Genomic DNA, 20112 nt, shown 5'->3' with positions numbered 1-20112 from the left:
GGAAATCGAGATTGCCCGGAGGGCTGGATCAGACGGAAATTGCGGCCAGGGCTGCGGCCGATTCCTTGGCGGGGAAGGATGGCGGGTTCACACCGGCCATCTCCTCCATGACGCGGACAACCTGGCAGCTGTAACCGAACTCGTTGTCGTACCAGACGTAGAGCACCAGGTTCTTTTCGTTCGAGATCGTGGCGAGTCCGTCAACGATGCCTGCACGGCGGGAACCGACGAAGTCCGTGGAAACCACCTCGGGGGAATCGATGTAGTCGATCTGCTTGCGCAGGTCCGAGTGCAGGGACATCTCCCGCAGGTACTCGTTGACCTCATCCTTGGTGGTCCCGTTTTCCAGGCTCAGGTTCAGGATGGCCAGGGAGACGTCCGGGGTGGGGACGCGGATGGAGCTGCCGGTGAGCTTGCCCAGAAGTTCGGGCAGGGCCTTTGCCACTGCTTTGGCTGCTCCCGTTTCGGTGATCACCATGTTCAGCGCTGCCGAACGGCCGCGGCGGTCGCCCTTGTGGAAGTTGTCAATCAGGTTCTGGTCGTTCGTGAACGAGTGGACCGTCTCGACATGGCCGTGGACTACCCCGAACTTGTCGTTGATGGCCTTCAGGACGGGTGTGATGGCGTTGGTGGTGCAGGAGGCCGCGGACACGATCTGGTCGGTGTCCTCGATGCTGCGGTGGTTGATGCCGTGCACGATGTTCTTTAGCTCGCCCTTGCCCGGGGCGGTCAGCAGCACCCGTGCCACACCCTTGCTCTGCAGGTGCTGGGACAGGCCTTCGGCGTCGCGCCAGCGGCCGGTGTTGTCCACCACCAGCGCGTTGTTGATGCCGTAGGCGGTGTAGTCGATGGTGGCGGGGTTGTCCGAGTAAATAACCTGCACCTGGACACCGTTGGCGGTGATGGTGTTGGCTGCCTCGTCAACGCGGATGGTGCCCTCGAAGGAGCCGTGCACCGAGTCGCGGCGCAGCAGGCTGGCGCGCTTGGACAGGTCGTTATCGGAGCCCCTGCGGACAACGATGGCGCGCAGCCGCAGGCCGTGGCCGCCACCTGCCTTTTCGATCAGGAGGCGGGCCAGGAGCCGGCCGATGCGGCCAAAGCCGTACAGCACGACGTCGGTGCTGGTGCGGTCGTCGCCGCCGCGCTTGCCCACGATCTCGGCGAGTTCCTCGCGGAGGAACTCCTCCAGGGTGGCGTCGCCGCCCTCTTCCTTGAACTTCTGGTTCAGCCGGGCGATGTCGATCGCGGCCGCACCGAGCTCCAGCCCCGCCAGGGTGTTCAGGAGCGGAGCGGTCTCCTCCAGCAGCAGCTCATCCTTGCTCATCCTGCGCGCGAAGCGGTGCGCCTTGAGGATGTTCATGGTGGACTTGTTGATCAGGCTCCGGCCGTGGATGCTGGTCACCACATTGTTTTCGCGGTACAGCCGGCCGATAACCGGAATCATGGCCTCGGCGAGGGCCTCCCGGCCCATCCACGTATCAAGACAAGAATCAGACGTCTGGCTCACAGAAATACCTTCCTCGGTTCAGCCGCGTACGTCCTCGTACACGGATGTCGGCCACCTGATGATGTCCAGGGGCACCGGCACCTGCGGGGTTTGTCCCCCAGGTGCCTGGATCGTGTGCAAAAGAAAACCGCCGGGTGCGAACGCAATTCCGGCGGAAGAACTCCTGCGTCCGCTATCCATTCTAATTTGGCGGACTGCCCGGGGGTGGCTCGAGCCGCGTGAAATCACTCACACCAGGATTCCGGCCGCTCTGGTAGGGCTTCAGTTGTGGATGGCGGAGTAGAGGTTGAGGCTCGCGGAGAAAACCACCCAGGAGAAGTAGGGCAAAACCAGCAGCCCGGCCGCCGTGCTGACGGGCCCGAACCGCAGGATGAGGAGGACCAGGACAACAGCCAATGCGCCGATCACCGCGAGGGCGATCCATAAAGCCGCTGCGCCGAGCATGGGGTACATGCCAAAGAAGATTATGGGCCAGGCCAGGTTGAGCAACAGTTGCAGACCATACAAGCGTGCGACCGGCCGGACCAGGGCTCCCCTCCGCCAGACCAGCCAGGCGGCCACGGCGATTCCGGCATACAGCGAAAGCCAGGCGGCGCGGAACATCCATCCCGCCGGCATCCAGGGGGCCTTGACCGAGTCCGCAAACCAGCCGTTGGAATTGAGGATGATCGGGATGGAGGCGAGCATGCAGACGGCATACGAAAGGGCAAGGAAGCCAAGCAGCGCAACAACTTGCCTGCCCGGGGAACGGACCGGCGGCGGGGCCGTTCCCGTCCCGGGTTGTCCATCAGTATTAGAGGGCACGGTTTAGCATCCCCAACAGAGCTTCCAAGGTCAAACCGGTTGAGTGGATGGGTTGACCGATACGCCGGGTTCTGTGCTCCCGCCCCGTTGCCGGTGCGGGAGTAGCGGCCATCCATCTACGAACGCCGTTGCCGGCGCCCTCCAGCGGCCTACCCGGACACTCGGGCGAGCAGCCCTCAAACGTGCCCTGTCTGGCCTTGCTCCGGGTGGGGTTTACCTAGCCTTCCCGGTCACCCGGGAAGCTGGTGGTCTCTTACACCACCGTTTCACCCTTACCTGTTTCGTGCCGCTTTCAAAACCGGCGCGACCCAGGCGGTCTGTTTTCTGTGGCACTGGCCTGCGGGTTACCCCGAGTGGGCGTTACCCACCACCCTGCTCTGCGGAGCCCGGACGTTCCTCGAGCCACTTGCGTGACGCGCGGCCGCCTGGTCAACCCATCCAGATCCAGTCTACCGGCGCCGTGCCGCTTTCCCGCCGCCGGTAGGATCGGACGGTGCTGATTCTGCTTCCCCCCTCTGAAGGCAAGACACCCGCGGTCCGTGGATCCGCCGTCGACTGGCCCGCCCTGAGCTTCCCGCAGCTGAATTCCTACCGTGCCAAGGTGCTGGACGCGCTGGGGACGGTGAGCGCGCACGAGGACGCCCTCGCCTTGCTGGGGGTCGGGGCATCGCTGAAGGACGACGTCGAACGCAACACCCGGCTGCATGCTGAACCGGCGGCTCCGGCGCACCAGATTTACTCAGGTGTGCTGTACGACGCACTGGGCTACAAAACACTTACTGCCGGCCAACGCCGCAAGGCGGACGAGTCGGTACTCGTCATTTCGGCGCTCTGGGGCGCCATCCGCTTCGGCGACAATGTGCCTGCCTACCGGCTATCCATGGGAACGGCGCTGCCCGACGTCGGACGCCTCGCCTCATTCTGGAAACCGCAACTCGCCGATGCGCTGGCCGGGGCCGTTTCAGGGCACCTGCTGGTGGACTGCCGGTCCAGCACCTACGCGGCAGCGTGGGCTCCGCCGGCCACCCAAACAGTTACCGTCAACGTCTTCACCGAAGTCAACGGCGTCCGGAAGGTCGTCAGCCACTTTGCAAAGCACACCCGCGGTGAGCTGGCACGGCATCTCCTGGCCCGGAGGGGAAAGACACCGGAGTCGCCCGAGCAGCTGCTGAAGGCCAGCCGCGAAAAGTGGGAGGCCGAACTCGTGGAGGGTTCGGCACGGAAGCCACACGCGCTGAACATCATCCTGCCGGGCTGATTTCCCGCCAGCCCCCAACCAAGTAGCGCTAAGTGTCGCTAAGACCCGTCAAAACGACACTTAACGCTACCCAGTTAGGTCACGCCCACTCCTCCGAGCGCACCAGGATGGCGCCGGAGTCCGGGCAAAACACGATGTCGTCCGCGGACGCAGCCTTGATCTCGGCGAGGTCGCCGGGGCTCAACTTCATTCCCGACGCCTCGGACGTTCCGTGGAACAGCCTCGCGGCGCCCACCCCGCGCTTCGCCAGGGTCTTTTCGTACACGGCCAGCATTCCGGCGTCGAGGGCGGCGGCAAACTCTGCACGCTGGCTCCGGAGCCCACTGGCTTCTGCCTCAACTTCGGCGAGGGCTGCGTCCAGCTCCTCCCGGATGCTGCCGAAGGATCCCTGGATGTCGTCCACGATCCCCTGCTGCTTGGCCTGCCTGGCCCGGAGCGTATCGAGCCGTTCCATGACCTCGAGTTCCACGTCTTCCAGGTCCGAGCGCCGCTTGTTCAGGGAAGCGATGTCCTTCTGCAAGGCGACCAGGTCCTTGGACAGCCCGGTTCCGCTGTTGAGCCTTGCCTCATCCCGTTCGATCCGGGAGGCAACCTGCTCCACGTCCGCCTCGGCGCGCTTCAGTTCGGCTTCGGCATCGTGGACGGCCACCTTCGCGGCGCCCAACTCACCATTGGCGACGGACAAGGCAGCTTCGAGATCCTTGATCCTGGGATCGTTCTCCAGCGAGCGGCGGCGGTTGGCGAGCGACTTCAGCCTGGCGTCCAGTCCCTGCAGCTCAAGCAACTTCAACTGTTCCGCCGGTGCTGCCTTCGCCACTTTTACCTCCGCTTAATTACTTCCGGCCGGAGCCGGGCACCTGAACGGCGCTTCCTAGACTCTAGCGCCTGCCCTGCTCCCCTGCCTCGCGACGAACCCGCACGCCAGGCTTAGCCCGGAGTCAGGATGAAGTCCCACGGATCGCTGTTGGTGGTGCTGACCTGGATTTCAACGTCGTGGCCCTGGTCGGCGAGGACGTTGCCCAACGCTGCGGCGGCTGCCGGCAGCCATAGCCACTCGCTGGCGAAGTGCGAGACGTCCACCAGGTAAGGCCGGCCGTTCAGCGCCGCTTCCCGGGCCTCGGACGCCGGGTGGTGGCGAAGGTCGGCGGTGACATACACATCCGCGTTGCTGGCGCGCACCTCATTGAACAGCGAATCCCCGGCACCGCCGCAGACTGCAATCCGCCGCACCAGGCCGTCCTTGTCCCCCGAGACGCGCACGCCCCCCGCCACGGAGGGCAATATGCCGAAGACACGTGCTGCGAAGTCACCCAGGGTCATTGCGTCCGCCAAGTCACCGACGCGCCCGATTCCCTCTTCGGGGAGGCCATTGGCTGCCACAGTGAGCGGGGCGACGTCCTGCAGGCCCAGGGCGTCGGCGAGTACGTCGGACACACCCCCGACGGCGGAATCACCGTTGGTGTGCACGGTCAGGAGCGCGGTGCCCGACTCGATGAGCCGGTGGACGGCCCGGCCCTTGGCGGTGGTGGCAGCGACAGTGGTGACACCTTTCAGCAGCAGCGGGTGATGGGTGATCAGGAGCTCCGCGCCCCATTCCACCGCCTCCTCAATCACCTCAAGCGTGGGGTCCACGGCAAACATCACCCGGGTCACCGCGGCCGAGGGGTGCCCCGCCACCAGCCCAACCTCGTCCCAGTGCTCCGCCAGGGACTCAGGCCACAGCTCCTCCACAGCAAGGAGCAGCTCACCCAGGGTGGGAGCCTGGGACTGGCCGTCCGCTGCCTCCGCGCCGGAGGGGGCGTCGCCGTCGTGATTCTCCTGGCCGGTAACGTCAGTGTCCACAGGTTCCATAGTCTTAGTTTTACCCCATCGCCCCGTCCGTAACGCATGTTTGAAACGGCGCTGCACAACGGCCGGGGAATCATCCGGTGCCGCGAACCATTGAAGAGGTCATGAAAACTTTTGTTTTAGGCGGAGGCTGCTTCTGGTGCCTCGACGCCGTCTACCAGAAGACCAAGGGCGTCACCTCAGTGGTGTCCGGCTACACGGGGGGCCACGATCCCCACCCGGACTACTACTCGGTCTGCAATGGCACCACCGGCCATGCCGAAGTGGTGGCTGTGACCTTCGACGAGGACGTGATCCCGGCGGAGGTCATCCTCGATATGTTTTTCGCCCTGCACGATCCCACAACGCTCAACCGGCAGGGGTACGACGTCGGCACCCAGTACCGCTCGTCAATGTTCTACGAGACCACCGAAGAGAAGATCCTCTTCGAGGAAGCCATCGAACGGAACCAGGCTCTGTGGGCGAACCCCATCGTCACCGAGGTCAGCCGCCTCCCCCGGTTCTACGTTGCCGAGGAGTTCCACCAGAACTACTACGCCAAGCATCCGGAGCAGGGGTATTGCCAGGTGATCATCAACCCCAAACTCGCCAAGGCCAGGAAATATTACTCTGCATGGCTTAACGCTTAGCGGGCGTTACGAGGCCTCGTTAGGCTGACCTCAGTATTCACCCCTCACAAGATAGGCGTATCTCCATGGCACGGATCTATGACGATGTAACACAGCTGGTCGGCGGCACGCCGCTGGTCAAGCTCAACCGGCTCAGCGAGGGGCTGGAAGCCACGGTCGCCGTCAAGCTCGAGTTCTACAACCCGGCCAACAGCGTCAAGGACCGGATTGGCGTAGCCATCGTCGACGCCGCGGAAAAGTCCGGGGCCCTGAAGCCCGGCGGAACCATCGTTGAAGGAACCTCCGGCAATACCGGCATCGCCCTGGCCATGGTGGGAGCTGCCCGCGGCTACAAAGTCATCCTGACCATGCCCGAGACCATGTCCACCGAGCGCCGGGTCATGCTGCGCGCTTTCGGTGCCGAGATTGTCCTGACGCCGGGCTCCGAGGGCATGCGCGGTGCCGTGGAAAAGGCCCAGGAAATTGTCGCCAACACCGAGAACTCCATCTGGGCACAGCAGTTCGCCAACGAGGCGAATCCCGAAATCCACCGCAACACCACCGCTCAGGAAATCTGGGCTGACACCGACGGCGCCGTGGACATCTTCGTCGCGGGCGTTGGCACCGGCGGCACCGTCACGGGCGTCGGGCAGGTCCTGAAGGAACGCAAGCCCGACGTCCAGATCGTGGCCGTAGAGCCCAAGGACTCCGCGATCCTCAATGGCGGCGCACCCGGCCCGCACAAGATCCAGGGCATCGGTGCAAACTTCGTCCCCGAAATCCTGGACACCAACGTCTACGACGAAGTCCTGGACGCCACGCTCGAGGACTCGGTCCGCGTAGCCCGTGAGCTCGGCGTCAAGGAAGGCATCCTCGGCGGCATCTCCTCCGGCGCTATCGTGTGGGGCGCGCTGGAACTGGCCAAGCGCCCGGAGAACGCAGGCAAACTGATCGTGGCCGTGGTGTGCGACTTCGGCGAGCGTTACATCTCCACGGTGCTCTATGACGACATCCGCAACTGATTAGAACCGCCATCCGCCCGTTTCCTGTAGAAAGAACTTTGTGGGCTTTTTCGCAAGACTAAAGGAAGACCTCGACGCCGCCCGGTCCCATGACCCGGCGGCTCGAGGTTCTTTCGAGAACTTTTTCGCCTATTCCGGCCTGCATGCCATCTGGATCCACCGGCTGACGCACCGTCTCTGGCAGAACCCGGCCCTGCGTTTCCCCGCGCGGCTGATCTCCCAGCTGGGCAGATTCGTCACCGGCATCGAGATCCACCCCGGCGCCACGATCGGCCGCCGGTTCTTTATTGACCACGGCATGGGCGTGGTCATCGGTGAAACGGCGGAGATCGGCGAAGACGTGATGATGTACCACGGCGTCACGCTGGGCGGCCGCTCCTTGGCGAGGATCAAGCGGCATCCCACCATCGGCGACCGCGTAACCATTGGCGCCGGCGCGAAGATCCTGGGACCGATCACCATCGGCGAGGACAGTGCCGTGGGCGCCAACGCGGTGGTTGTGAAGGACGCGCCGCCGGAATCGATCGTCACCGGCGTTCCCGCCAAGTGGCGCCACCGGGACGCGCAGCGGGAGACCAAGCCCGCAGTGGATCCGGCTGAGTACGAGATCGAATACCATCTCTGACCGTCACCGCGCGTTGACGCCCTGCTGACCTGAACGAATGGCCCGCAGCTCCTGGATTTCTCCAGGAGCTGCGGGCCATTCGGCGTTCTGCGGAACTAGTGGGTGTCCACTGCCTCGATTTCGGACTTGTCCTCGCCCCAGAGGGTGTGGAACGTGCCTTCTGCATCCACGCGGCCGTAGGTGTGGGCGCCGAAGAGGTCGCGCTGGCCCTGGATCAGGGCGGCAGCAACGCGCTTGCGTCGCAGGCCGTCGTAGTAGGCCAGCGAGGAGGAGAACACGGGCACCGGAATACCGAGCTGGACAGCCGTGGCAACAACGCGGCGCCAGGCCGGAACAGCCTCGGCGATGGCCTTGGTGAAGGCCGGAGCGAACAGCAGGTTGGCAGGCTTCTCGTCAGCTGCGTAAGCCTTGGTGATGTCCTTCAGCAGCTCGGCGCGGATGATGCAGCCGGCGCGCCACAGTGAAGCAATTTCGTCCAGCTTCAGGTCCCAGCCGTATTCCTTGGCTGCGGACGTGAGCATGTCCAGGCCCTGGGCGTAGGACACCAGCTTGGAGGCGTACAGGGCCTGGCGGACGTCCTCGACGAACGTCTCCGGAATTTCCACTGAAGCCTCGTTGCCGGCCAGGAGCTCCTGGCCCAGCTTGCGCTGGCCCGCCTGCGAAGACAGGGCGCGGGCGAACACGGATTCGGCGATGCCGGAGACCGGGGAGCCCAGTTCCAAGGCGGAGATGACGGTCCAGCGGCCGGTGCCCTTCTGGCCTGCGGCGTCCACCACGACGTCGACGAAAGGCTTGCCGGTCTTGGCATCAACATGGCCCAGGACCTCTGCGGAGATTTCGATCAGGAAGGAGGAAAGCTCGCCCTTGTTCCACTCGGAGAAGATTTTGGACTGCTCAGCCGGCTCGATGCCTGCACCGGAGCGCAGCAGGTCGAACGCTTCGCCGATGACCTGCATGTCGGCGTATTCGATGCCGTTGTGGACCATCTTGACGAAGTGGCCGGCGCCGTCGGTTCCCACCCAGGCGCAGCACGGTTCGCCGTCGACCTTGGCAGAGATCTTTTCCAGCAGCGGACCGAGGGCCTTGTAGGACTCCTTGGAACCGCCGGGCATGATGGAGGGGCCGTTGAGGGCACCTTCTTCACCCCCCGAGACGCCGACGCCCACGAAGTGCAGGTCCTTCTTGGCCAGCGCGGCTTCGCGGCGGCGGGTGTCCTCATAGTGGGAGTTGCCGGCGTCGATGATGATGTCGCCGGCCTCCAGCAGCGGTTCGAGCTGCTCGATGACGGAGTCAACGGGCTTGCCGGCCTTCACCATGATCAGGACCCGGCGGGGCTTCTCCAGGGAGTCCACCAGCTCCTGCAGGGTTTCGGTGCGGATAAAGTCGCCGTCCGAGCCGTGCTTCTCCAGCAGGGCGTCAGTCTTCTCCACTGAACGGTTGTGCAGTGCGACCGTGAAGCCGTTCCGCGCGAGGTTGCGGGCCAGGTTGGCCCCCATCACCGCTAGGCCGGTGACACCGATGTGTGCAGACATCAAAACTCCAATTCATACGTGCGTTGGATGTGCAGTGGCTCCCTTTGCGCGGAAGCACGGTTGCAGACCATGGGTCTGAATAAAGCATATATATTCCCGGGGTCACAGGAAAGTAACGCCCACCTATTGGAACCTTTTGTGTCGTTTCCCGTCCAGGGCGAAAGGCAGGCGGAGCAGTGGCTGCCACTAGGCTTAGCAGCATGACCACCAGCCTCCACCACCGTGCCATCGAGAATCTGGGCACCCGAATCGTCTCGGGCAACCTGCCCGCTGGCCACGTGATACTGGCGGAGCAGCTGGAGGACGAGCTGAAGGTGTCCCGGTCGGTTATCCGGGAGGCGGTCCGCGTCCTGCAGTCCCTGGGCCTGGTGGAAACCACCAAGCGGGTGGGCATCCGGGTCCTGCCACCGAGCCGCTGGAACCCGTTTGATCCCCAGGTCATCCGCTGGCGCCTGGCCAGCGACGCGCGGGGCGCCCAGCTGCGCTCACTCGCCGAGCTGCGCGCCGCCGTCGAACCCGCAGCGGCGGAACTGGCCGCCGGGAACGCCCCCGCGCCGCTGCGCCTGGAACTCGTGGACGTCGCCTACGCCATGCGGGATGCCGGACACAACGGTGACGTGCCCCGCTTCCTGGAGCTGGACATCCAGTTCCATTCCCTGTTGCTCTCCGGCTCGGGCAACGAAATGTTCGCCAACCTGATGGGGCAGGTGGCCGAAACCCTGACGGGGCGCACCGTCCACGGCCTCATGCCCGACCATCCGCACGAGGCCGCCCTGCAGTGGCACGTCGACGTCGCGGAGGCCATTGCCCGGGGCGATGCCGAGGCGGCGCGTGACGCCTCGGACCGGATCATGCGCCGGACCATGTCCCAGATGTCGGATACCTGGACAGAACAACCACGCGTTTTCATTCCCGTGCGCCGCTAGCCCCACCGCCCTGTCAGGAAGTAAAACTCAGCAGTACTTTGCCGGATTCGGCGGAGTTTCGTGCGACGTCGAAGGCTTCGAGTGCTTTCTCGACGGGGTATTCGTGGGTGATGACGGGGTCGATGTGCAGGGTGCCGTCGGCGAGGGCGGCGATGACGTCGTCGATCTCGTCGTTGAACCGGAAGGAGCCCTTCAGCTCCAGTTCCCGGGTGATGGCCAGGGAGATCAGGACCGGCTGCGGGCCGGTTGGCAGCAGCCCGACCATCACTACGGTGCCGCCGCGGGTTGCGCCCTGGATGGCGGAGGCGAGGCCGTGGTGGTTGCCGGAGGATTCGATCACGATGTCGGCCTCGATGGCGGCGATCGCCTCAGCGTCCCCGGCCTGCAGCACCTGGTCCGCTCCCACCGCCTGGGCGATGTCCAGCGGCTTTTCGTGCATGTCGACGGCGGTGATCCTGGCCGCGCCGGCCCGTTTCAGGACCGCGACGGCCAGGGCGCCGATGGGGCCGCTGCCGATCACGAGCGCTGACTTCCCGGCCACCTCCCCCGCCCTTGCCACCGCGTGCCAGGCCACGGAGGCCGGCTCGATCAGTGCTGCGGTGCGCAGGTCGATGCTGCCCGGTAGGGTCCGGAGCATCCGGGCCGGGAGGTTCACGTACCGGCTGAACGCGCCGTCCTTGTGCGGGAAACGGGCCGCGCTGCCCAGGTAGGTGCAGCCCGGGGACAGGTTGGGCCGGTCCGCCGGGTACCGGGCAGCACCAGGACCGGGCGTGGCCGGATGGACAGCCACCGCCGTCCCGGCAGCGGGGCCGGTACCGTCGGCGGCGGCGCGGACGACGGTCCCGGAGATCTCGTGCCCGAGCACCAGGGGCGCCTTCAGGATGGACTCGCCCGCGGCTCCGTGGAGCCAGTAATGCAGGTCCGATCCGCAGATCCCGCCGTAGTGCACCTCGACCACGGCTTCATCCGCGGCCGGGGCGGCCAGGGTGAGCTCGTCGATCCGGAGGTCCCCGGCCGCGTGGGCCACCACGGCCGGGCCGGTGACGGGAAGGACCGGGGCGGGGAGCGCTGTATCCAGTGTCATCAGACCACCACCGTCATTCCGCCGTCGATAAAAATCGTCTGCCCGTTCACAAAATCCGAACCGCTGGACGCCAGCCACACCGCCGGGCCGGCCAGGTCCTGCACCGTCCCCCACCGGTTCGCCGGCGTCCGGCCCAGGATCCAGGAGTTGAAGGCCTCATCGTCCACCAGGTTCTGCGTCATCTCGGTATGGATGTAACCCGGTGCGATCCCGTTGATCTGCAGCCCCGACGCGGCCCACTCGGCCGTCATCGCCCGGGTCAGGTTCCGCAGCCCGCCCTTTGCCGCAATATACGGCGCGATCGTCGGCCGGGCCAGGTCCGTCTGGACCGAACAGATGTTGATGATCTTGCCGTGCCCGCGCGGAATCATAAACCGCGCCGCCTCCCGCCCCACCAGGAAAGCACTGGTCAGGTCAGTGGAAATCACCCGTTCCCAGTCCTTCACGTCCAACTCCAGCATCGGCACCCGGTGCTGGATGCCCGCGTTGTTCACCAGGATCTCCAGCGGCCCCACATGCTCCTCCACCCACGCGACGCCGCGCGCCGCCTCGGCGTCGGACGTGACGTCAAAGGCAACACTGTGCACCCGGCCCGGAGCGTAGTCCGCGGCCATCGCGGCTTCGGCAGCCTTGAGCCGCTCCCCGTTGACACCGTTCAGCACCACCGTTGCCCCCGCGTCGGCCAGAGCGCGGGCCAAGGCGTTGCCGATCCCCCGGCTCGAACCCGTCACCAGCGCAACCCGGCCGGTCAAATCGAATAGCAAACTCATGACTTTACTGTTCCTTCCGCCACGGTTTCCGTGGCTTGTTCGCTGAGGTGGGAAATAGCCTGGCGCACCACGGCGAGGTCCTGCTCGCCGAGGCCCTGGCGCTTCAATTCTGCGTAAAGTTCGACGCCGGCTGCCGCCATGGGCACTGCTGTCCCAGACGCCCGTGCTGCCTGCACAACAAAGGAGAGGTCCTTGTGCATGAATTTAGCGGGGCCCGTGGGGGCGTAATCCTTACTGACCAGCCGCGGACCCACGATGTCCAGCACCCTGCTGCCGGCGAGCCCTCCCGCCAGCACCTCGAACAGCGCCGCGGGGTCCAGCCCGGAACGCTCGGCAAGCTCGGCAGCTTCGGCGAGCGCCGCCGTCGTGGTTCCAACAACCAGCTGATTGCATGCCTTCGCAAGGGATCCGGACCCCAGCGGGCCCAGATGCCGCACGGTGGTACCCATAGACCGCAGCAGGGGCTCCACACTTTGGAAAGCGGCAGTATCTCCCCCGGCCATTATGGCGAGCTTTCCCTCCTCAGCGCCCTTTGTTCCTCCGCTGACTGGAGCGTCCACTACCTGCACGTGGCCGCGGCTCAGTGCCACAACGCGTTCGCCGAAGCCCCTTACCGCAGTGGGCGAGACGCTGCTCATGACCAGCACGATGGTTCCCGGCGCCGGCGGCTGGTGTTCCCAGCTCCCAAGCAGCCTGGCCGCCGCCTCCTCGATATGGGCAAGGTCCGGCAGCATAAAGACGATCACCGGGAGGTCACGCAGGTCCTCGATCCTCGCTGCGTTTGCGCCGCCGACCTTCTGCAGCTGGACCGCGGGACCGGGCGACCTGTTCCAACCCGTGACCTGCCATCCGTTCCGGATGGCGTTGGCGGCCATCGGGAAGCCCATCAGACCCAATCCAACAAAGCCCGCTCTTCTACCGTGCATACGTCAGCCTCACGTCGTTGTGCTCAAAGAATTGTTCAGTATCTTAGCCGCTATTCAGTATGATGGACACTATGACCTCTCCCATTACCGTGGCCATCGCCGTCCCCCTCGAAGAGGAGCTCGTCGAGCGCATACGCGCCGTCGACCCGTCTGTCACAGTCCTCTACGACCCACAACTGCTCCCTCCGGAGCGGTACCCGGCCGACCATACCGGCGATCCCGCGTTCAAACGCTCCCCCGGGCAGGAGGAACGGTACTGGGACATGCTTAACAAAGCCCAGGTCCTGTACGGCATCCCCAACGAAAGCCCGGCCGGCCTTGCCCGCATCGCTGCAGACAACCCGCACCTCCAGTGGGTCCACGCCATGGCAGCCGGAGCCGGCGGAGCCGTCAAAGCCTCCGGACTGGACCAGGAAACGCTGCAGAAGTTCAAGGTGACAACTTCCGCAGGAGTCCATGCCCTTCCCCTGGCGGAGTTCGCCACCCTGGGAATTCTCAACGGCTTCAAACGAACCGCTGAGCTCGTGAGGGACCAGGAGGCCAAAGTCTGGCCTGAGTTAAGGACCCCAACCCGGCTTGTCAGCGGTTCCCGCCTGGTCATTTCCGGCCTGGGCGAAATCGGACTTGAGACGGCCCGCCTGGCCCGTGCCCTCGGCATGAAGGTCAGCGGCACCAAGCGCACCGTGGAACCGCTGGAGGGGATTGAGCAGGTTTCGGACAACGACGGCCTCGCGACCCTCCTTGCCACCGCAGACGCTGTGGTCAACACCTTGCCCGGCACCCCTTACACGGAACGGCTCTTCAACCGGGACGTCTTTTCGGCCATGAAGCCCGGCACTGTTTTCGTCAACGTGGGAAGGGGCACAGTGGTGGACGAGGAAGCGCTGCTCGAGGCCCTGGACAATGACCAGGTCTCTTACGCCTGCCTTGACGTCTTTGCGGTCGAACCGCTCCCGCAGGACAGCCCGCTCTGGAGCCACCCCAAGGTGTTGGTTTCGCCGCACACCTCCGCCTTGAGTGCAGCAGAGAACCGTTTGATTACGGAGCGGTTCTGCAGCAACCTCCGCATCTTCCTGGCCGGCGGCGAGCTGCCCCACCTCGTAGACACCGTGCACTTCTACTAAACGGCAGCCCCCGCCCCAACAGACTCCCCGCTGGGGCGCCGGGCACTCAATGCAAGGCCCCGGCTGGTTCCTTTCCATGAGGAACCAGCCGGGGCCTTTCGCATGCAGCACCAGGTTCGGCAACGCACCCGCTGCCGCCCGCGTCTGCTGCTGCCTGCTGCTCACTACCTGCTGCCCACCGCCCCTTCCGCCGCCCCAGTGCATAAGGAAGGGCCGCTTCCCCGTCAGGGAAAGCGGCCCCCGCAAGGAGCTGTCTGGCTAGCTTGCGTCCTCCACCAGGACCAGGTCCCTGCCCCGGGTTTCGGGAGTGAAGAAGGTGGTGAAGAAGGAGATGGATGCCAGGACCAGCGAATAGATGGCCGGAACAAGCCAGGAGTGGTTGGTGGCGGCGAGGAGGGCGACACCGATCATCGGGGCAAAGCCACCGGCGAGGACTGCCGAGAGTTCGCGGCTCAGTGCAACGCCCGTGAACCGGTGCTGGGATCCGAAAAGCTCTGGCAGCATTGCGCACTGGGGGCCAAGCATCGACTGCACGCCAAGGGCGATGCCCACTACCATGACCACCCAAACCAGCGTGACGTTGCCAAGGGTCACCAGGTAGAACGCCGGCAGCGCGATGACTGCCTGGAACAGCGCGCCATACCGATAGACCGGGACGCGGCCAAACCGGTCAGACAGTGCACCGAAGGTGACCACCATGACTGCTGCGAATGCGGCGGCAATCAGAAGGCCGGTGGGGCCGATGAACTTGTCGCCGGCGAAGACGCCTGCAGGCATGCTGATGAAGGACACCAAAAGGGCCGAGTAGATGGAGGAGTTGCCGTTTTCGCCCATCCGCAGGCCGATTCCCACCAGCACACTCTTTTTGGAGTGCTTCCAGATCTGGCCCACCGGGTTCTTCACGACGGCCTTGTGCTTCTCGAGCTCCTGGAAGACCGGAGTCTCTTTCAGCCGGAGCCTGATAAAGACGGCAACAACGATCAGGATGAAGCTGGCCAGGAACGGCACACGCCACAGCCAGCCGTGCAGGACAGACTTGTCGGCCAGCGCCATCAGTGCGAAGGTGCCGGCGCCGAGGAGGGTACCGAGCTGGATGCCGACGAACGGCAGGGAAGCAAAGAAGCCACGACGGCGGCGCGGCGCGACTTCCGAGATCAGCGTGGTTGCGCCGGCCTGCTCTGCACCGGCGCCCAGTCCCTGGATGATGCGCAGGGCCACCAGGAGGACGGCACCCAGCATGCCGGCCTGCTCAAACGTGGGCAGCAGGCCGATCGCGAAGCTGGCCATGCCCATCAAGCCGATGGTGAGGATGAGGACCATCTTGCGTCCAAACCTGTCCCCGATGTAGCCGAAAACCACCCCGCCGAAGGGACGGGCGGCAAAGCCCACACCGTACGTGGCGAAGGAAGCGATGACGGCACCGCTCTCACCCAGCGGGGCAAAGAACAGCGGCCCGAAGATCAGCGCTGAGGCGAGGCCATAGATGTAGAAGTCGTAGTATTCCAGGGCGGAACCTACGGAACTGGCAAGAGTTGCCCTTCGCAGCTGGTCCGGTTCAACGACGGCGCCGTCCTCGGCCTGCGGTGCATTAGTACGAGTTGTCACAAGAACTCCCTCATCACACTCCAGGCCCCCGTTGGCCTGGTGGGTCAGTGGCGGCACGAGCCGTGCTGGTCACTGTATTGAACAGCGTACAGCAAGTTGAACACCCGGCAAGGTGCTGGACAATTATTTTGTGAAACCAGCCGCGTTTTCGGCCCTTCAGCCCATGGGGTTGCCGAGGGAACGCGCGAGTTCGCGGAGTTCCTTGACCATCTGCGAACCCTGCTCTTCGGTATAGGTGGCCTTCAGTGCAGTCACCGAAAGTCCCAGGCTGGGGCCGTGCGCACCCCTGGTGGGAACGGACACAGCAAGGCACACCACGCCGGTAGTGGATTCTTCGTCTTCGAACGCGTAGCCCTGCTCCCGGATCGTGTGGAGCTGGGCTTTCAGCTCTGCACCGGTGCGCAGCGACTTCGGCGTCAGGACGGGCAATTGAGCATCGTCGGGAAACATGTCGTCGATGTCATGATCGTGCAGCCGGGCGATCAGCGCCTTTCCTACGGCGCACAGGGAAACCGGCATCTTGTCACCGATGTTGGACGTCAGGCGGACGGCGGGATGTCCCTCATACCGCGCGAGGTAGATGACGTTGGTTCCATCCAGCATGGCGATCCGGACCGTCTCCCCGGACAGCGTGGGAGCCTGCTCGCAGTACCGGTAAAACTCCTGCACTTCGTCCAGACGGCTGAGATAGGCGGCGCCGAGTTCCACCAGCTTGCGGCCGAGGGTGAATTCAGCTCCATGCCTGCTGATGAGGCGTGCCTCTTCCAGCGCCAAAAGCAGATTGGACGTGGATGACTTGGGAATGCCGAGTTCGCGGGCCAGGTCGCTCAGGGTCAGCCTTCCGGTTGCCGATGCGGCAAGGGCATCCAATACAGCGGCTGCCCGGGTGACGGCGGGCGCCGGCGAGGCGCTTCCCAGGCCGTCAGCGGGTCGGGAGGTGCGGGAATCGGCCATGATTCTCCTTATGTAGGCGCCTGCGCTGGAGCGTGCTGTTCATCCAGCTGAACACCAACCATTCTAATGGCTGGGGCGTCATTGAGTCCGATCCCTGGGAAGCATCCCGACACAGCCGACACAATGCGGACAACTTTTTGTTTCGTGCAGTTCACGGTATATTCATCACAGGCCCTCCACCGCGGCATCCCCCAATAGTCGCGGTGGAGGGTTTTCCAATGCCCGGATACGTCCAAGCGCACTTATTACGCCGCGTCCGCGACTGCTTCGCGCAGGCGCCACCCACCGCCCATGCCGTCCCTTTCCAGCAGCATGGTGGTCAGCGCAGAGCCGCTGTTTCCTCCGAGCCTCACCTGGACCTGCAGGACCTCGACGTCCACCCGGCTGAGGCCTTTGGGCATCCTGCGGTTGACTTCCCACCAGTTGACCCGCTCAAACCACCGGACTGGTTCCGCACCCACAGTCCATTCCCTGCCGTTGGTCACTACCGCCGTCGGCATTTTGTTGCTTCCCGTCCGCACCATCACATGTTCCATGCCTGCAATCTACGGCGGGGCACTGACATTGGGCCGCAACGAAAAAACCCTGCAGTTTCCGCCGCTACGGCCAAAACTACAGGGTTTCCTTGTGGGTCCTACCGGGATCGAACCGATGACATCCACGGTGTAAACGTGGCGCTCTACCAGCTGAGCTAAAGACCCATTGCGCTGAATCCAGCGCTTCAGCGCCGCAACCAACGAACATAGACTCTACCCGACGCAGGCCGCGAAACGCGAATCGGCGCCGCCCGCGTCCCTGAGCGCACCCCCTACAGGGGCGGGAGCTCGGCGGCGAGCCAGGTCAGCGATTCGCTGACGCCGGCGTCGAGCTTTATCGTTGCCTTGTCATCGCCGCGGGTCGCCCCCCGGTTGATGATGATCACCGGCTTCTTGTCCTTGGCGGCGTGCCTTACGAAGCGCAAGCCACTCATCACTGTCAGTGATGATCCGGCGACTACCAGCGCATGGGCATCGTCAACCATCCGGTATGAGCGCTCAACACGATCTTTGGGCACATTCTCGCCGAAGTACACAAAGTCGGGCTTCAGCGTTCCGCCGCAGGCAGGGCAGACAGCGACCACGAAGCTGCTGATCAGCGCCTGATCCTCGACGGTGGCGTCCGCATCCGGCGCCATCTCCACAAGACCCGATTCCGCGGCGCGTGTCAGGAAGTCCGGATTCAGCTCTTCAAGCACTCCCGCAAGCAAGCGCCGGGAGTAGGTACGGCGGCACTGGAGGCAAACCACCTGGTCATATCTGCCATGCAGGTCAACCACATTGACACTTCCGGCGTCTTCATGGAGCCGGTCAACGTTTTGGGTGATCAAGCCGGTGAGGTAGCCGCGCCGCTCGAGTTCGGCAGCCGCCTGGTGGCCCTGGTTGGGATCAGCGTGCCGGAGGTGCGACCAGCCGATGTGGTTTCGTGCCCAGTAGCGCTGACGGTTGGCCCCGTCCTTGATGAACTCCTGGTACGTCATGGGGGAACGCGGAGGCGAGCCCGGTCCGCGGTAGTCCGGAATGCCCGAATCGGTACTCAGCCCGGCGCCAGTCAGCAGGGCAAAGGGGTTGCCTGCGAGGACCCCGCGAATCCGCAGCAGGACGTCAAGCTCATCAGCGGAAGGACGTGTTGCCGTCACGGGCGGCATGCTGGCGAAGCCTGTCAGGCCTACACCCGCCCGCTGCTGTTCCATGGCCGATCAGGCCTGCCTCAGGCCGGCCAATGCGATGCGGTATTCCTGAAGGTCCCGGGCCTGGCCACGCGGGTTCACCACCGAGTAGCGGACGTTTCCGGCGGCGTCAATGATGAACGTGCCGCGCTTCGCCATGCCGCTGTCCGCATCGAAGACGCCGTAGGCGCTGGCCACGCCGCCGTGGGGCCAGAAGTCGGCCAGCAGGTCGAAGCTGTAGCCTTCCTGCGCGGCGTAGGCGCGAAGGCTGAACTTGCTGTCGACGGAGATGGCCAGGACCGTGGCGTTCGCATCCTCGAACATCGCAAGATTGTCCCGTATCTCGCAGAGTTCCCCGGTGCAAATGCCGGAAAAAGCGAACGGATAAAACACAAGGACTACGTTCCGGCCTCGAAGGGATGACAGCCGGACGGGTTCGCCGAACTGATTGCGAAGTTCGAAGCCAGGTGCGGGCCCGCCAACCGCGGGCACAACTACAGAAGCAGCGTCAAGCGCTGCCGTCACTTGTTTTTCCTCATCACCAGGCGGGCTGCACTCCAGTCCTTGGACACGCCTGCCGAGGTTGTGACGTGCAGCCCGGCGGTCGGCGCAGCTTCCTGGATATCAGCCGGCGAAACGTACCCGGCCCTGCCGGACTTCGGAGTGAGGACCCAGACAACGCCGTTTTCGCTGAGGGTGGTCAGCGAATCCATAAGGCTGTCCACAAGGTCTCCGTCGCCGTCGCGCCACCAGAAGATGACGGCATCCGCCACCTCATGGTCGTCCTCATCCAACAGCTCCGAGCCCGTGAGGTCTTCAATATCGTCACGTAAGTCGAAATCGACGTCGTCGTCGTAACCGAACTCCTGAATCAGATCCCCGTTCTTGAAACCCAATTTTTCCGCCACATTTACCGAAGTGGCGGCGTCGGCCTCGCTCACGTGTTCCTCCAATGCCTCATATATGCAGTGCGCATAGTGATTTCCATTACTCCCAAGCCAACACCCTTTGTGCCTGCGCTTCAAGCTGGCGCCCCGGGATGGCGCATATTCTGCGTCACACCAGTGTGGCCAACCCGCCCGCAGCGGCTTTTCGTCACACAACCAGTATGACGGCGAAATACAACAGAGCCGTCCAAGCCGCGGCTACGCATCGCGTTACGGACAGAGTTAGAGTGGCAGGTGACAACTATGCCTGCGGGGCAACAACCCTGTAACTCCAATGCAGACGTAGGAATGCTAGGACCCTAGCCCGGCACACATGACCGGGCTGTTGTAACCGATACGTCGCACACGGCGTATATACGCCGGGCGGTCACCCTGCCCGGCCTGAGTGCGCCATCAATGCGCGCAAAGAGAGGTTGGACGTGGCTGCAGGAGAAGATACCTCCCATATCCTCAGCGGGTTGACTAACCAGCTGCCTGATCGTGATCCGGAAGAGACCGCCGAGTGGGTTGAGTCCCTGGATTCGTTGATCAGGGAACAGGGTACCGAGCGTGCCCAATACATCATGCGGAGCCTGCTGCAGCGTGCCGGTGCGCAGAGCGTCGGGGTGCCGATGGTGACCACCACCGATTACGTGAACACCATCCCGGTGGACCAGGAAGCAGAATTCCCCGGCAACGAGGAGTTCGAGCGCCGGTACCGGGCGTACATGCGGTGGAACGCCGCGGTGATGGTGCACCGGTCCCAGCGGCCGAACATCGGCGTGGGCGGACACATCTCCACCTACGCCGGGGCCGCGACCCTGTACGAGGTGGGCTTCAACCACTTCTTCCGCGGCAAGGACCACCCCGGCGGCGGGGACCAGGTCT

The 20112-nt window shown here is 64.4% G+C and carries 20 protein-coding genes, 1 tRNA gene, 1 other RNA gene and 1 pseudogene; 7 read left to right on the top strand and 16 right to left on the bottom strand.

What is annotated here, in order from left to right; all coding sequences use genetic code 11:
- Positions 1 to 28 precede the first annotated feature (28 nt).
- The 3 genes from AC5RV1_RS18635 to rnpB all read right to left on the bottom strand — a co-directional run bounded on the left by AC5RV1_RS18635 (position 29) and on the right by rnpB (position 2748).
- Positions 29 to 1507, bottom strand: coding sequence for a glyceraldehyde-3-phosphate dehydrogenase (locus AC5RV1_RS18635; protein WP_430225597.1), 1479 nt, complete (start codon positions 1505 to 1507; stop codon positions 29 to 31).
- Between the two features lie 261 nt (positions 1508 to 1768).
- A complete protein-coding gene (locus AC5RV1_RS18630; protein WP_493995576.1) occupies positions 1769 to 2311 on the bottom strand; it encodes a TspO/MBR family protein in 543 nt (180 codons plus the stop codon).
- Positions 2312 to 2355: 44 nt separating this feature from the next.
- Positions 2356 to 2748, bottom strand: an RNA gene (gene rnpB / locus AC5RV1_RS18625) — RNase P RNA component class A.
- A gap of 56 nt (positions 2749 to 2804) precedes the next feature.
- Here rnpB and AC5RV1_RS18620 point away from each other — a divergent pair.
- Positions 2805 to 3569, top strand: a complete 765-nt coding sequence (locus AC5RV1_RS18620) for a YaaA family protein (protein ID WP_493948956.1) — start codon at positions 2805 to 2807, stop codon at positions 3567 to 3569.
- Between the two features lie 79 nt (positions 3570 to 3648).
- On the opposite strand, the gene AC5RV1_RS18615 is transcribed toward AC5RV1_RS18620, so the two are convergent.
- Both AC5RV1_RS18615 and AC5RV1_RS18610 read right to left on the bottom strand, forming a co-directional pair.
- Positions 3649 to 4386: a zinc ribbon domain-containing protein gene (locus AC5RV1_RS18615; protein ID WP_493995575.1), complete on the bottom strand. Its 738-nt coding sequence runs from the start codon at positions 4384 to 4386 to the stop codon at positions 3649 to 3651.
- 110 nt (positions 4387 to 4496) lie between these two features.
- Positions 4497 to 5420 (bottom strand): Nif3-like dinuclear metal center hexameric protein, encoded by a 924-nt coding sequence (locus tag AC5RV1_RS18610; protein WP_493948958.1) that lies wholly within the window; start codon positions 5418 to 5420, stop codon positions 4497 to 4499.
- Between the two features lie 101 nt (positions 5421 to 5521).
- On the opposite strand from AC5RV1_RS18610, the gene msrA reads away from it, so the two are divergent.
- From msrA to epsC, 3 genes are all read left to right on the top strand, one after another.
- Positions 5522 to 6046: a peptide-methionine (S)-S-oxide reductase MsrA gene (msrA, locus tag AC5RV1_RS18605; RefSeq protein ID WP_430225602.1), complete on the top strand. Its 525-nt coding sequence runs from the start codon at positions 5522 to 5524 to the stop codon at positions 6044 to 6046.
- Positions 6047 to 6111: 65 nt separating this feature from the next.
- Entirely contained in the window at positions 6112 to 7047 is a 936-nt protein-coding gene (gene cysK, locus AC5RV1_RS18600; RefSeq protein ID WP_493995574.1) for a cysteine synthase A, read from the top strand.
- A 40-nt stretch (positions 7048 to 7087) separates the two neighbouring features.
- The gene (epsC, locus tag AC5RV1_RS18595; protein WP_163162734.1) at positions 7088 to 7672 is read left to right on the top strand and encodes a serine O-acetyltransferase EpsC; all 585 of its coding nucleotides are present in this window, start codon (positions 7088 to 7090) and stop codon (positions 7670 to 7672) included.
- A gap of 95 nt (positions 7673 to 7767) precedes the next feature.
- On the opposite strand, the gene gnd is transcribed toward epsC, so the two are convergent.
- Positions 7768 to 9204: an NADP-dependent phosphogluconate dehydrogenase gene (gene gnd / locus AC5RV1_RS18590; RefSeq protein WP_493948960.1), complete on the bottom strand. Its 1437-nt coding sequence runs from the start codon at positions 9202 to 9204 to the stop codon at positions 7768 to 7770.
- A gap of 200 nt (positions 9205 to 9404) precedes the next feature.
- Between gnd and AC5RV1_RS18585 the strand changes: the two genes are divergently transcribed.
- On the top strand, positions 9405 to 10130 hold the full coding sequence (locus AC5RV1_RS18585; protein ID WP_493948961.1) for a FadR/GntR family transcriptional regulator: 726 nt from the start codon (positions 9405 to 9407) through the stop codon (positions 10128 to 10130).
- A gap of 13 nt (positions 10131 to 10143) precedes the next feature.
- Here AC5RV1_RS18585 and AC5RV1_RS18580 read toward each other — a convergent pair whose 3' ends face one another.
- Genes AC5RV1_RS18580 through AC5RV1_RS18570 form a run of 3 tightly spaced genes read right to left on the bottom strand, consistent with a single transcriptional unit; the run spans position 10144 to position 12910 of the window.
- Positions 10144 to 11214, bottom strand: coding sequence for an L-idonate 5-dehydrogenase (locus AC5RV1_RS18580; RefSeq protein WP_493948962.1), 1071 nt, complete (start codon positions 11212 to 11214; stop codon positions 10144 to 10146).
- Positions 11214 to 11984, bottom strand: coding sequence for an SDR family oxidoreductase (locus AC5RV1_RS18575; RefSeq protein ID WP_493995573.1), 771 nt, complete (start codon positions 11982 to 11984; stop codon positions 11214 to 11216). Before AC5RV1_RS18575 ends, AC5RV1_RS18580 begins: the two co-directional genes overlap by 1 nt.
- Positions 11981 to 12910, bottom strand: a complete 930-nt coding sequence (locus AC5RV1_RS18570) for an NAD(P)-dependent oxidoreductase (RefSeq protein ID WP_493948964.1) — start codon at positions 12908 to 12910, stop codon at positions 11981 to 11983. Before AC5RV1_RS18570 ends, AC5RV1_RS18575 begins: the two co-directional genes overlap by 4 nt.
- A 59-nt stretch (positions 12911 to 12969) precedes the next feature.
- Here AC5RV1_RS18570 and AC5RV1_RS18565 point away from each other — a divergent pair, with 59 nt between their 5' ends.
- Entirely contained in the window at positions 12970 to 14034 is a 1065-nt protein-coding gene (locus AC5RV1_RS18565) for a D-2-hydroxyacid dehydrogenase (protein WP_493995572.1), read from the top strand.
- A 258-nt stretch (positions 14035 to 14292) separates the two neighbouring features.
- Here AC5RV1_RS18565 and AC5RV1_RS18560 read toward each other — a convergent pair whose 3' ends face one another.
- The 7 genes from AC5RV1_RS18560 to AC5RV1_RS18530 all read right to left on the bottom strand — a co-directional run bounded on the left by AC5RV1_RS18560 (position 14293) and on the right by AC5RV1_RS18530 (position 19239).
- Entirely contained in the window at positions 14293 to 15639 is a 1347-nt protein-coding gene (locus AC5RV1_RS18560; RefSeq protein WP_493948966.1) for an MFS transporter, read from the bottom strand.
- Between the two features lie 156 nt (positions 15640 to 15795).
- Positions 15796 to 16593: an IclR family transcriptional regulator gene (locus AC5RV1_RS18555; protein ID WP_493995571.1), complete on the bottom strand. Its 798-nt coding sequence runs from the start codon at positions 16591 to 16593 to the stop codon at positions 15796 to 15798.
- A 245-nt stretch (positions 16594 to 16838) separates the two neighbouring features.
- Positions 16839 to 17129: a hypothetical protein gene (locus tag AC5RV1_RS18550; RefSeq protein WP_493995570.1), complete on the bottom strand. Its 291-nt coding sequence runs from the start codon at positions 17127 to 17129 to the stop codon at positions 16839 to 16841.
- A 92-nt stretch (positions 17130 to 17221) separates the two neighbouring features.
- Positions 17222 to 17294: transfer RNA gene (locus tag AC5RV1_RS18545), tRNA-Val, on the bottom strand.
- 107 nt (positions 17295 to 17401) lie between these two features.
- Positions 17402 to 18322 (bottom strand): NAD-dependent protein deacetylase, encoded by a 921-nt coding sequence (locus AC5RV1_RS18540; protein ID WP_493995569.1) that lies wholly within the window; start codon positions 18320 to 18322, stop codon positions 17402 to 17404.
- Between the two features lie 6 nt (positions 18323 to 18328).
- Positions 18329 to 18823 carry a peroxiredoxin gene (locus tag AC5RV1_RS18535; RefSeq protein ID WP_493995568.1) on the bottom strand — a complete coding sequence of 165 codons (495 nt, stop codon included), beginning with the start codon at positions 18821 to 18823 and terminating at the stop codon, positions 18329 to 18331.
- Positions 18820 to 19239, bottom strand: a complete 420-nt coding sequence (locus AC5RV1_RS18530) for a DUF3052 domain-containing protein (RefSeq protein WP_163162713.1) — start codon at positions 19237 to 19239, stop codon at positions 18820 to 18822. Before AC5RV1_RS18530 ends, AC5RV1_RS18535 begins: the two co-directional genes overlap by 4 nt.
- 425 nt (positions 19240 to 19664) lie before the next feature.
- On the opposite strand from AC5RV1_RS18530, the pseudogene AC5RV1_RS18525 reads away from it, so the two are divergent.
- Positions 19665 to 20112: pseudogene (locus AC5RV1_RS18525) on the top strand (pyruvate dehydrogenase (acetyl-transferring), homodimeric type); the annotation flags it as partial.

The organism is Arthrobacter sp. Hb9-2 (assembly GCF_059091165.1).
Note: the sequence above shows the minus strand (reverse complement) of the source record. Positions and strands in the feature narration are given on the sequence as shown.